Here is a 12,036-nt window from a genome sequence, read left to right on the forward strand (position 1 = left end):
GGTCAATCAAGGGAATGTTCGCGCAACCGGGGTTTCTTCGGCCCCTCCCGATCTGCTATGCCGCACTGCAACATAATACTGCAGGAGCGATCCATGAGCGCCACCGCCCGCAAGAAAGCCCCGAACGCCGAGGACATTCGCGCCCGAAAAGGCGGCGAACCTCTGGTCTCTTTGACCGCCTATACCACGCCAATGGCGCGCCTGATGGACGCCCATTGCGATTTCGTGCTGGTCGGTGACAGCGTCGGCATGGTGCTGCACGGGCTGGAATCCACGCTGGGGGTCACGATGGAGATGATGATCCTGCATGGTCAGGCCGTATCACGCGGCCTAAAAAGTGCGATGATGGTCATCGACATGCCTTTCGGAAGCTATGAGGAAGGCCCGGCACAAGCCTTTCGTAACGCCGCACGCCTGATGGCGCACACAAATGCAGGCGCGGTCAAACTGGAAGGCGGGGTGGAAATGGCTGAAACCATCCGCTTTCTGGTGAAACGAGGCATCCCGGTGATGGCTCATATCGGACTGACGCCGCAGTCGATCAACACGCTGGGCGGCTACAAGGTGCAGGGCCGTGACGATCAGGCTGAAGCCGTCATGGCAGACGCCCGCGCCGTAAACGAGGCTGGTGCGTTCTCGGTCGTTCTGGAGAAAGTGCCCCAAGGTCTGGCGAACCAGATCACCGAAGAGATTGCGATCCCGACCATCGGCATCGGTGCATCTGCGGGGTGTGACGGGCAGATTCTGGTCGTGGACGACATGGTTGGCTTTTTCACCGCCTTCAAACCCAAATTCGTCAAACGCTATGCCGAGCTGGGCCCGTTGGCGGAAGCAGCCATCGCAGAATACGCCGCCGAAGTCCGCGCGCGGACCTTCCCGGCGGACGAACATGTCTTTGCCGATCAGGCTCCGGCCAAAGGACAAAAGACATGACCGCACCGATTTTGCGCTCTCTGGCCGAGCTGCGTGCCAAAACCACCACATGGCACCGAAACGGTGAGGGGATCGGCGTGGTTCCGACCATGGGTGCGCTGCACGAGGGGCATTTGTCACTGGCGCAGGCTGCGAAACAGGGCTGCGACCGGGTGATCGTGACGATTTTTGTGAATCCCAAGCAGTTCAACAATCCCGAAGACTTGGCAAATTACCCCCGCACCGAACATGAAGACGCCCAAAAGCTGGCCCCGTATGGTGTGGATGCGATCTATGTACCGGACCCGCAGGAAATCTATCCGGAAGGTTTTTCGACGACGGTATCGGTTGCCGGTCTGACCGACGTAATGGAAGGCCCCTTCCGCCCTGGACATTTCGAAGGCGTGGCCACGGTGGTCGCCAAGCTGTTCCTGCAAACACAGGCGGATCGAGCCTATTTCGGGGAAAAAGACTATCAACAGCTGCTGGTTGTCCGCCGGATGGCGCGCGATCTGAACATCCCAATCGAGGTGATCGGCTGCCCGACTGTCCGAGAACCTTCGGGCCTGGCGATGTCGTCGCGCAACCTTCTTCTTTCCCCCCAAGGGTTAAAGATCGCAGAGCAAATGAACGGCGTCATGCGTCAGGTGGCGGACGATCTGGCCAAGGGAGCAGACTTTGCCATGCTGGCGCAGGAGGCCAAGGAAACCCTGCTGAAGGTCGGGTTCACCGAAGTCGAGTATATCGACCTGCGCTGTGCCAAGACGCTGGAAAGCCTGTCCAGCGCAAGTCAACCCGCCCGCCTGTTCGTCACGGCCTGGGCCGACGGCGTCCGCCTGATCGACAATATTCCTGTCAATCCGGCCTGATTTCTGCACTGGCCCCTTCGCCATTGTTTGCGCTAAAGTCCGGCAAAACGATACCGGGGGAGAGCGGAAATGACCCATATTCTGGCAATCGATCAAGGCACCACATCCTCGCGCGCCATTCTGTTTGACGCGCAGATGCGGCCTGTTGGCACCGCCCAGCAGGAGTTTCCTCAGCACTTTCCGCAGGAAGGCTGGGTTGAACACGACCCCGAGGATATCTGGTCAAGCGTTCTGCACGTGTGCCGCGAGGTGATGGAGACCACCGGTGTTTCAGCGGATCAGATTGCCGGTATCGGCATCACCAACCAGCGCGAAACGACGGTTGTCTGGGACAAACAGACCGGCAAGGCCATCCACAATGCCATCGTCTGGCAGGACCGACGCACTGCCGATATCTGCGCGCGCTACAAACAGGCCGGGTGCGAGGATGACGTCACAGCTCAGACCGGTCTGTTGCTGGATCCTTATTTCTCGGGCACCAAGGTCAAATGGCTGCTGGATACCGTTTCGGGCGCCCGCGAGCGCGCAGAAGCCGGAGACCTGCTGTTCGGCACGATCGACAGCTTCCTGATCTGGCGGCTGACCGAAGGCCGTGTTCATGCAACCGATGCCACCAACGCCGCCCGTACCCTTTTGTTTGACATCCACAAAGGCACATGGAGCGCCGAGATTTGTGACCTGCTGGATGTGCCCCTGAACCTTTTGCCCGAAGTGAAGGATTGCGCCGCGGATTTCGGAACCACCACTTTGTTCGGCGGCGGCATTCCCATTCTGGGCGTTGCAGGCGACCAGCAAGCCGCCACCATCGGGCAGGCCTGTTTCCAGCCCGGTATGATGAAATCAACCTATGGCACGGGTTGCTTTGCGCTGCTGAACACCGGCGCGCAGCCGGTTCAGTCGAATAACCGCCTGCTGACGACGATCGCGTATCAACTGGACGGCCGGCGAACTTATGCGCTGGAGGGTTCGATCTTTATCGCGGGGGCCGCAGTGCAATGGCTGCGCGACGCGTTGCAGATCATCGACGCGGCGCCACAAAGCGGCGAACTGGCGGCTCAGGCCGATCCGAACCAGCATGTGGTGCTTGTGCCCGCCTTCACCGGCCTCGGCGCGCCTTATTGGAAACCTGACTGTCGCGGGGCGCTGTTTGGGCTGACGCGCAATTCCGGCCGGGCCGAGATTGCCCGCGCCACGCTGGAAAGCATCGCCTTCCAGACCCGCGACCTGTGGCATGCCATGCAAGGCGACTGGGGCGCCGATGCCGATGTCATCCTGCGCGTCGATGGCGGGATGGCCGCGTCCGACTGGACCATGCAAGGCCTGTCGAACTGTCTCGGCGCGCCTGTGGACCGCCCCGTCATGCAAGAGACGACCGCCCTTGGCGCCGCATGGCTGGCAGGCATGAAAGCCGGAATTTATCCCGATCAGGCCGGGTTTGCGGAAACATGGGCGCTGGATCGCCGGTTCGAGCCAACGCAGGAACAATCCGAACGCGATGCGGCCTATGACCGTTGGCAACTTGCGGTACAGGCTGCGATGGCGTTCTAGCTGTGGTCTTTCAACAAACGCTGTTTCTGCCGTGACCAATCGCGTTTGGCTTGGGTTTCGCGCTTGTCATGGGTTTTCTTACCCTTGGCGATGCCGATCTTAATCTTGGCCAACCCCTTGTGGTTGAAATACAAAACCAACGGCACCAGCGTCATGCCCTTGCGCTGGGTTGCATTCCACAAATCGGACATCTGTTTGCGGGACACCAGCAGCTTGCGACGGCGGCGTTCTTCGTGCTTGAACACCTTGGCCTGCTCGTATGGCGCGATATAGCTGTTGACCAGCCACAGCTCGCCGTCATCGACGGCGGCATAGCTTTCCGCGATGTTGGAGCCACCCGCGCGCAGGGATTTGACCTCGGATCCTTGCAGAACGATACCGCATTCGATGTCGTCCTCGATCGCATAATCGAAGCGGGCGCGCCGGTTTTCGGCGATCACTTTGTAATTCGGGTCTGTCTTCTGCTTGGCCATGACGGGTTGATTTAGGCGGCTTGCGCCGCCCTTGCAAGGCACGGATTTCCAGCCGGGGTCATGATTTGGCAGAAATGATCAGATCCGGGCCAAAAATCGTGTCCGCGTGGCTGTGGAGATATATCTTTAACCAGGGTGTAAACCGGTCCGGGTGGCGTTTCACTTCGGCCAACAGATCGTGATAGTCGATCCAACGGATATCCATGACTTCATCCGGGTTGGGCGCGATTTTCAGCGGGCCGCGGACATGGGCCAGAAAGACGTCGACAACCTCGTTTTCCACCATGCTGTTGCCCACATCGGCGTGATATTCCAGCCGGTGTCGGTATTCGGGATACAGACCTGTGATCCCAAGCTCCTCACGCAGGCGGCGCACGGCACAGGTGGACGAGCTTTCGTCCCAATCGGGATGCGTACAGCAGGTGTTCGCCCAAAGGCCGGGCGTGTGGTACTTGCCCAAAGCGCGACGCTGCAGCAGGATCTCGGTCCCCCGTACGACAAAAACCGACACAGCCTTGTGCTTGAGCCCCTTTTCGTGAACTTCAAGCTTGTCTACAGGGGTCAACTCACCATCGACCCAAGCTGGGATCATGATACCCATCTGTCCTCTCCTGCTGCCAATCCGCCTGACGAGCCCTGATGTTGATTATAGCTGTTGCCGGACCGGCTTGGCTTTGCGGCGTTGCTTGGCAATCCGCCGTCTGACTTCAAAGTGCGGCTGTTCCACATTGTTATCAATCGCACCAAAGGCCGCAGGGGCTGCGGCCTTTGGTCCTTGTGCAGTGGTGCACAGTATCAGGTGTTATTCACCCGACACGCTTGCGATATAGGCATAGACGTCTTCACCGCCCTTTTTCAGCTTGAAGGTCATTTTCGATTTGGCGGATGTGTCATCCAGATAGGTTTTCAAAAATGCCTTGGGGTCCTGAGCATACTCGACAAAAGTAGTTTCGTCCCAGACCAGACCCTTCTCACCGGCGGCAACGATGCTGTCTCCGTATTTGAAACCCTCGACGGTACCGGCGGTGCGGCCCGCGATTCCATAGAGGTTGGGGCCGGTCTTGCCACCTTTGACGATCACTTCGCCTGCCGGGTCGGCGATCATGTGGCAGGACTTGCATTTGTTGAAGGTTTTCTTGCCCGCCTCAGCGTCGCCTTCAGCATAAGCAGGAAGGGCCAGAAGGCCCACGATTGCGGTAGCGAGGATACGATTCATAGCTTTTGCTCCGATAGAAATTGGCTGCACCGAATGGACCGTCGGCGCAAAAAAGAGTCAACGCGCAGATTGCCGCGCGCGCTTACTGTGCCACTGCGACAAATAGGATGTCCTTAACTTTTGTCATGTACATCGGACCAGCAAGGCAACAGATCGCCCACGGACGGAGTCGCCAGATACACGGCGCGCGCAATAGCTCGCGCGAGGCACAGCGAGACCGCATGCCCGATGACACCTGGTTCGGTGTCGGTGGCGACACCCCGCGCGCCCGTGCTGACCCCGAATACCAGATCACCATCCCCCGGCGTGTGGGCGGGTACAATAGCACGGGCAATACCGTCATGGGCGGCAACGGCCAGTCTCTGACACTGCGGTTTGGTCAGGTCCGCATCTGTCGCAACGATGGCAATCGTGGTATTGGCCTTGTCCGGCTTCGCGGACTGCATCACCTGCGCTTTGCGACTGACCGTTGGTTGGCCCAGTCCGGCATTGGAATCAGGCCCTAATCCACCGAATTCGCCGTCCATTTCAAATGGGGCGGCCCAGAAATGCCTGTCACCCAGCGTGGTGACACTGCCCAGCGGATTGACTGCAACCAATGCGCCAACGGTAACACCGCTGTCCAGAACAACCGAGGCCGAACCCAACCCGCCTTTGTGCATCGCGGTCAAAGCCCCGGTTCCTGCACCTGCTGTTCCGAGTTCGAACCGGTCCGACGCGGACTCGAACGCCGCACGGCCCAATGCGCGATAGGGATTCTCGTGCCACGCCTTGTCGCCGCCATTCAGCAGATCGAACAGGATCGCCCCGGGCACGATCGGAACCACGGCGGAACCCACCTTAAACCCGCGGCCCAGGGCATGCAGCGCGTCCATGACGCCCGAACAGGCATCCAGCCCGAAGGCCGACCCGCCCGAAAGCACGATCGCATCCACCTGTTCAACGGTCTTGTCGGCGGCCAGCAAATCTGTCTCGCGCGTGCCGGGTGCGCCACCCATCACGTGCACCGAGGCTCGGAGTGGTTGCGCGCCGGTCAGGACGGTGACGCCTGATTTCAAAGGTGCGTTCTGTGCGTTGCCGACCTTCAGGCCGGGGACATCCGTGATCAGGTTTCTGGGTCCGGGGATCATGCAAACCTCGGTGGTCGAGCTGGAAAGCGCGCTGGCGCGCGCTGCCTCCGGCGGGGATATTTTTGGCCAGATGAAGAGCGGATCAGATGCATCGGCCTCCGTCCACCTCGAGCGCGGCGCCGGTGATCATGCTGGCCTCGTCCGAACACAGGAAACAGGCGGCATTGGCCATATCTTCGGGGGTTGAAAAGCGGCCCAACGGGATGGTCGACAGGAATTTGGCACGGATTTCGGGCGTATCCTCGCCCATGAAGGATTTCAATAGCGGCGTTTCCCCGGCAACCGGGCAGATCGCATTCACCCGCACGCCGGACGGGGCGAGCTCGACCGCCATCGTCTTAGTTGCGGTGATCATCCAGCCCTTGGAGGCGTTGTACCAGTTCAGGTTTGGGCGCGGCGACAGGCCTGCGGTTGAAGCAACGTTCAGTACTGAACCCGCCCCGCGCGCCTTCATAGGTGGAACCAATGCACGCGCGGTCAGATAGACGGATTTCATGTTCACGTTGAAAACACGGTCGAAATCCGCTTCGCTGACCTCCTCCAGCGGCGTCGGCAGGTGGGTCACACCGGCATTGTTCACAAGGATGTCCAGATGGCCGAAGGTTGAGAAAGCCGCATCCGCCATCTTTTGAACCGAGGCGCCCTTGCCTACATCGACCTGCTGAGCAATCGCCTCGGACCCAAGCTGGGTTGCGAATTCATGCGCGGCATCGCCATTGATGTCAGCAATCATGACACGCGCACCTTCGGCGAGGAACTTCCTTACGATCCCCGCACCAAACCCGGATGCACCGCCAGTGACGATTGCGGTTTTCCCCTCCAGCCTCATGGCGTTACTCTCCTGCACCTTTTGCAGGCCAGACTATCAATGCCCGGACGAGATGCCAGATCAATCTTCGGACACCTTGCCGCGCAGCGCCTTGACGTCGCCCCGCGCCTTTTTCGCCGCAAGCCTGCGTTTGACCGAACCATAGGTGGGTTTCGTCGCGATGCGCCGCTTAGGTTTGACCAGCGCCTTGCCGATCAGCTCGGCCAGCCTTGTTCGCGCAATTTCCCTGTTGCGGGCTTGGGAACGTGTTTCTTCGCATTGAATGATGATCGCACCATCCTTGGTCCAGCGGCGCCCGGCCAGTCGTTTCAGCCGCGCCTTGACCGGATCGGGCAGCGAGGGTGAGCGCGCGGCTTCGAAGCGCAGTTCAACGGCGGTCGAGACCTTGTTCACGTTCTGCCCGCCAGGCCCGGAGGAACGCATGAAGCTCTCGGTCATTTCCCAGTCTTGCAGTGTGATATCGTCAGAGATGCGCAACATGGGCAAGACCATAGCTGGAGCGGGTAAAAACAGAAAGGGCCGCCCCGATGGGACGGCCCTTCGAAAGTTCAGGAGGTCGGGTCGGTTAGATCAATCGACCAGCCGGAGCGTACGCTCGGCCAAGGGCTGCCCTAGCAGGCGGTCCTCCCGGTTGTTCCGACACCTCTCTCCAATCTCTTTCTCGACACTGGATCACCTCCTTTTCTATCTGTTGCGGTTGAAAAGAAGCGTGACACAAGATGCGCCATTCTCAAAGCACTTTTTTACGCAGGCCGTGCAGCGGTCAGTCGCGCAACGATCACCTTGAACGGAATCAGCGCGATCAGAGCCAGCGACAGTTTCACCAACCAGTCGGCAAAGGCCAGCGTCACCCACAGCGGCGCCTCGGGGCCTGACAGCATGAAGGGCACGGGCTCCCACGCCCAATTGATGGCCGCATCTGCATCGGCACCAAAGAAGGTGACCGAGGCCGAGAAGGCGATAGTAAAGAAGATCGCGGTATCCAGCGCTGAACCTACCAGGGTCGAGACCAGCGGCGCACGCCACCATTGACCGCCGCGCATGGCGTTGAACACGGTGACGTCGGTCAGTTGCGCGATCAGGAACGCGGTGCCCGAAGCGACGGCGATGCGCAGCGGCACGGCGGCATAGGTAAACCCGTCGCCCTGAAGCATGATCTGGCTGCCGATCAGCGAGCAGATCACCCCGGTGACGAAGCCCGCGAAAACAACCTTGCGGGCCGGGCCCACACCGTAGACGCGGTTCATGATATCAGTGACCAGAAAGGCCAGCGGATAGGTGAAGGCACCCCAGGTCAACAGGCCGTCAAAGATCAGGAACTGGACCAGGATGTTCGAGGCCACGACGATGGCGGCCATGGCAAGAATGCCGGGAATATAGTTGCGTTGCATTTTGTGATGCCCGTTTTGACAAGGTAGCGGCGACTTGGCCAAGGGACCGTCCCAAGGCAGGCTGTGCGTTTAGACCTTCATCTGCCGTGTGTCAATCGGGCAGCAGATACTCGACCAACTCGGTCCGTTGCAGTGCCAGAAAGTTGTCATCCGAGATCATCGTGGCCCGCAAACGTCCCTGATCATCCCGCCAGATCGACAAGCCTTCGAGGTTGTCATGCGCGCCGGTTCCGGTTTCGAACAGGGTTTCCTCGGCGTTTGGCACGTCGCCTGTCAGATCCCATCGCCGCAGGCGCGAGCGAAATCCGATTGCCGTGAGGTTTCGCTCCAACACGTAGAACCGCCCATCAGGACCGAAATCAGCGGCAACCGGTTTGAACCAACCACGCTGGGGCAGAACAAATGGGGTCGACCAGGTTTGGCCATTCCAGCGATAGACGGGAATATTTCCGTCCGAGGTGCGGTTCGTTTCCGGCAGCGTATACAGCCGCCCGCGCCTGTCGATGGCCAGACCTTCAAAGGACCCGTTGTCGGCGAGATGCTGAAATGCCTGCGGGCGTGGCAATACACGCGCCTTCGTGCCAGGTGCGGGGTAATGGGCGACGCGGTGCACCCCTTCGAATGAGATATAGAATCCACCGTCAGGAGCCGCCGCAATCCCCTCGGAATCGCCAACGCCGCCGGACATGAGATGCCCATTGCTGGACAGAACCGGCCATTGCCCCAGAATGCGAATGCCGGTGATCTCGCCATCAAGACGTTCGATGCGCGCAATCACCAACCGTGCCCGGTCGCTCAGCGCCATCATTTGCTGCCCATTGTCCGAAATGTGCAGCGCCGAGAATCCACCGAACCAATCCGCCTTGTCACGCCATGCAAAACTGCTTTGATGTGTGGCGGTTTTTACATCCACTCCAGGGGCCGCCGTGGCCAGAAACAGTGCCGCACCTACTTGGATTGCAAGACTGAGGCGCATTGCTTCGGCAAATCGGCCAGCACATATTCCCGGCGTTTCTTGGGCGGCGGCGCGTTTGGATCGGGCGGCGGCGGGTTCAGAATGTTACGCACCCATTGTTGCGCCTCGGCACAGCCATCGCCCTTGGGTGGTGCATCCTGGTTGACGCATCCCTTTGATCCTCTTGGGCATTTCAGGCGCACATGGAAGTGGTAGTGATGCCCCCACCAGGGCCTGATCTTGCGCAGGTAGGCCCGGTTGCCTTTTTCATCGTTGCACATCTGAACCTTAGCCCCGGGGAACACGAAGATACGTGCCACGCGCTTGTCCTTGGCGGCTTCGCGCAGTACCGCGTGGTGCTGTTTGGTCCAGTTGCTGTTGACATAGGCACCGTTCGAGCGGCGCAGCGATATGGACGAAATATTCTCGCGCGCCTTGCGCGACAGGCGCATGTTGTCACCCGGAAGCATCCAGATATCGATATCCAGCCCCAGCTGGTGCGAGCGGTGGCCCGAAGTCATTGGCCCACCCCGCGGCTGGCTGATATCCCCAATATAGAGACCGTTCCAACCCGGCTGTTTCGCCGCAAACCGGCTGAGGTCCTGCACGTAATCGATCGCTTCGGGATGCCCCCAGTTGCGATTGCGCGACAGTCGCATGGCCTGCCACGTGGGCCCGGTCTCGGGCAATTGAACCGATCCGGCCGCACATCCGCGCGAATAACTGCCGAAAGCAGCCGATTTTTGTTGCGAGCTTACCTTCTGTGCCCCGAACAACTGCTTTGCCAAGGGCTGCGCCGATGCCGTATTCGCCAGCGCGGTTATTACCAGTAGTGCCAAAAAACGTAGTAAAATCATCTGCTCTGATCCCCTTCAGGTCTGACCCAGCGCATCAGGAATAGACCCAGAATAAACAACAGAATGATCGGTGACACCCCCAGACGCGCACTGCCGGTTGCGGTTGTTGCAATCCCGATCAACAACGGGGCCGCAAAAGCGGTCGCGCGCCCCGACAGACCATAAAGACCAAAGCTTTCGACCGGGGTTTCGGGGTCGGTGTGGCGCACCATCATCGAACGGCTGGCCGATTGCAGAATGCCTCCCATGCCACCGATCAGCACACCACAGCCAAAGAAGACCATGTCTGGCAGGTTGGATCCGTCAGGCAGGCCGATGCCGTAGATCTGCGTCCGGTCCATCGACACCACTGTGACGCAGACAAAAATCAATACCCAGATCGCCACCAATATCACTGGTTTCGGGCCGTATTTCTTGTCTGCCTTCCCCCCGATCCACGCAAAAACGGCCGAAGCGAGAACGCTGACGATCCCGAATACTCCGATCTTGATCAGATCCCATTCCAACACCAGCCGCGCGTAGACACCACCAAAACTGTACAGCCCGTTCAGTGCGTCGCGATAGAACATGGACGAACCGAGATAACTGGCCAGACTGGCGCGATAGCGCAAGTTAGACACTGATTTCGACAACAGGCGCAGCGCCTCACCCACGCTTCCCTTCCTGTCCGTCGCCGCATCGTCGCGGACCCACAGGAAGTATGGCACCATGAACAGAATGAACCAGATTGCCGTAAATGGGCCGACAAAACGCGTGCCTTCCCGGGTGGCGGCATCCAGACCAAAGGCGGGCGTCATCCCGATCAGGGTTTTGCCGTTTGGCTGTTCCACAAACAGCGCCAGCATGATCGCCAGCGAAATCAGCCCTCCAAAATAGCCAAAGGCAAAGCCCGAGCCCGAGATCTCGCCCACTTCGCTGTCATCGCCCAGATCGGGTAGCTGCGAGTTGATGAAGATCAGCGCATATTCCGCACCTACAAAGCCGAAACCAAAAGCCGACAGCATCAGCCACATGTTCGAGCCATCGGGCATCGTATACCAAAGCGCCGCGGACCCGACCGCATACATGACCGAAAAGGCAAATATCCACGGGATGCGCCGCCCCGAGACATCCGCCATCGCCCCCAGAAGCGGCGCACCAAAAGCGATGATCAGCCCGGTGATCGTCAGACAGTTCGCCCAAACAGTCTGCGCGCGCGCCGCAGCCGCCTGCGCATCCAGCCCTTCAGTGGTGAAATACCCGGCGGCGACGCCCGCGAAGTAAGGGCCAAAGACAAAGGTGACCAGAAGGGTGTGAAAGGGCTGGCTGGCCCAGTCAAAGAACCACCAGCCCCAGATGCGCCTGCGCTTGGAAATCTCTGCCATCTCTGCCCCTGTTTATCGTTGCGATTATATGACTGGGCTTTCATTCAAATCGCAAGCGTTGAGTGCCAGACACTTGCTCTTTGTCGCCATGGTGCTTAGGTCTCGGCCAACAAGAATACGGAGAACCCATGCTGTCGCTGATCCAAATCCTGCTGCTGATCCTGGACATTGTCTGGTTCATCATCCTGGCCCATGTGATCATGAGCTGGCTGATCAACTTTCAGGTGCTGAACTTGCACCAACAGCTGGTCGCGCAAATCTGGTACGGGCTGAACCGCCTGTTAGAGCCTATTTATGGCCCGATCCGGCGCATCCTGCCCAATATGGGCGGTCTGGACCTGACGCCGCTGGTGGTGCTGATCGGGGTCTATGCGCTGCGGATCATCCTGATCAACAACGCGGTCTATTTCTACTGACCTCTTGTTCCCCGATTCTGACTGTGTGATTGTCCTTTCAAGAGCAGTCAAATCTTGAAACAGGGCACCCCCGCAC

Annotated in this window: 14 protein-coding genes; 4 read left to right on the forward strand and 10 right to left on the reverse strand. The window is 59.4% G+C overall.

The window, feature by feature from the left end:
* Window positions 1-93 precede the first annotated feature (93 nt).
* The 3 genes from panB to glpK all read left to right on the forward strand — a co-directional run bounded on the left by panB (window position 94) and on the right by glpK (window position 3,329).
* Window positions 94-933, forward strand: a complete 840-nt coding sequence (panB, locus tag GS611_RS16400; protein ID WP_171637391.1) for a 3-methyl-2-oxobutanoate hydroxymethyltransferase — start codon at window positions 94-96, stop codon at window positions 931-933.
* The gene (gene panC, locus GS611_RS16405; protein WP_171637393.1) at window positions 930-1,781 is read left to right on the forward strand and encodes a pantoate--beta-alanine ligase; all 852 of its coding nucleotides are present in this window, start codon (window positions 930-932) and stop codon (window positions 1,779-1,781) included. Before panB ends, panC begins: the two co-directional genes overlap by 4 nt.
* A gap of 69 nt (window positions 1,782-1,850) precedes the next feature.
* Entirely contained in the window at window positions 1,851-3,329 is a 1,479-nt protein-coding gene (glpK, locus tag GS611_RS16410; RefSeq protein ID WP_171637396.1) for a glycerol kinase GlpK, read from the forward strand.
* Here the strand turns inward: glpK and smpB are convergent.
* The 10 genes from smpB to GS611_RS16460 all read right to left on the reverse strand — a co-directional run bounded on the left by smpB (window position 3,326) and on the right by GS611_RS16460 (window position 11,544).
* Window positions 3,326-3,802 carry an SsrA-binding protein SmpB gene (gene smpB, locus GS611_RS16415; protein ID WP_171637398.1) on the reverse strand — a complete coding sequence of 159 codons (477 nt, stop codon included), beginning with the start codon at window positions 3,800-3,802 and terminating at the stop codon, window positions 3,326-3,328. The genes glpK and smpB overlap by 4 nt on opposite strands.
* 58 nt (window positions 3,803-3,860) lie before the next feature.
* Window positions 3,861-4,403: an isopentenyl-diphosphate Delta-isomerase gene (gene idi / locus GS611_RS16420; RefSeq protein WP_171637400.1), complete on the reverse strand. Its 543-nt coding sequence runs from the start codon at window positions 4,401-4,403 to the stop codon at window positions 3,861-3,863.
* A gap of 201 nt (window positions 4,404-4,604) precedes the next feature.
* Window positions 4,605-5,018 carry a cytochrome c family protein gene (locus GS611_RS16425; RefSeq protein ID WP_171637401.1) on the reverse strand — a complete coding sequence of 138 codons (414 nt, stop codon included), beginning with the start codon at window positions 5,016-5,018 and terminating at the stop codon, window positions 4,605-4,607.
* A gap of 113 nt (window positions 5,019-5,131) precedes the next feature.
* On the reverse strand, window positions 5,132-6,148 hold the full coding sequence (locus GS611_RS16430) for a P1 family peptidase (RefSeq protein ID WP_171637402.1): 1,017 nt from the start codon (window positions 6,146-6,148) through the stop codon (window positions 5,132-5,134).
* A gap of 82 nt (window positions 6,149-6,230) precedes the next feature.
* Entirely contained in the window at window positions 6,231-6,977 is a 747-nt protein-coding gene (locus GS611_RS16435; protein ID WP_171637403.1) for an SDR family oxidoreductase, read from the reverse strand.
* Window positions 6,978-7,037: 60 nt separating this feature from the next.
* Entirely contained in the window at window positions 7,038-7,457 is a 420-nt protein-coding gene (arfB, locus tag GS611_RS16440) for an alternative ribosome rescue aminoacyl-tRNA hydrolase ArfB (RefSeq protein WP_171229972.1), read from the reverse strand.
* Window positions 7,458-7,720: 263 nt separating this feature from the next.
* Complete coding sequence (locus tag GS611_RS16445; protein WP_171637404.1) at window positions 7,721-8,368, reverse strand: queuosine precursor transporter; 648 nt, start codon at window positions 8,366-8,368, stop codon at window positions 7,721-7,723.
* A gap of 91 nt (window positions 8,369-8,459) precedes the next feature.
* Window positions 8,460-9,344 carry an esterase-like activity of phytase family protein gene (locus tag GS611_RS16450; protein WP_171637405.1) on the reverse strand — a complete coding sequence of 295 codons (885 nt, stop codon included), beginning with the start codon at window positions 9,342-9,344 and terminating at the stop codon, window positions 8,460-8,462.
* The gene (mepA, locus tag GS611_RS16455) at window positions 9,317-10,180 is read right to left on the reverse strand and encodes a penicillin-insensitive murein endopeptidase (RefSeq protein WP_171637407.1); all 864 of its coding nucleotides are present in this window, start codon (window positions 10,178-10,180) and stop codon (window positions 9,317-9,319) included. The genes GS611_RS16450 and mepA overlap by 28 nt, the downstream gene beginning before the upstream one ends.
* Complete coding sequence (locus GS611_RS16460; RefSeq protein WP_171637409.1) at window positions 10,177-11,544, reverse strand: MFS transporter; 1,368 nt, start codon at window positions 11,542-11,544, stop codon at window positions 10,177-10,179. Before GS611_RS16460 ends, mepA begins: the two co-directional genes overlap by 4 nt.
* Window positions 11,545-11,672: 128 nt before the next feature.
* Between GS611_RS16460 and GS611_RS16465 the strand changes: the two genes are divergently transcribed.
* A complete protein-coding gene (locus GS611_RS16465) occupies window positions 11,673-11,960 on the forward strand; it encodes a YggT family protein (RefSeq protein ID WP_005980077.1) in 288 nt (95 codons plus the stop codon).
* The last annotated feature ends 76 nt before the right edge of the window (window positions 11,961-12,036 follow it).

Source organism: Ruegeria sp. HKCCD6119, assembly GCF_013110585.1.
Lineage (GTDB): Bacteria > Pseudomonadota > Alphaproteobacteria > Rhodobacterales > Rhodobacteraceae > Ruegeria.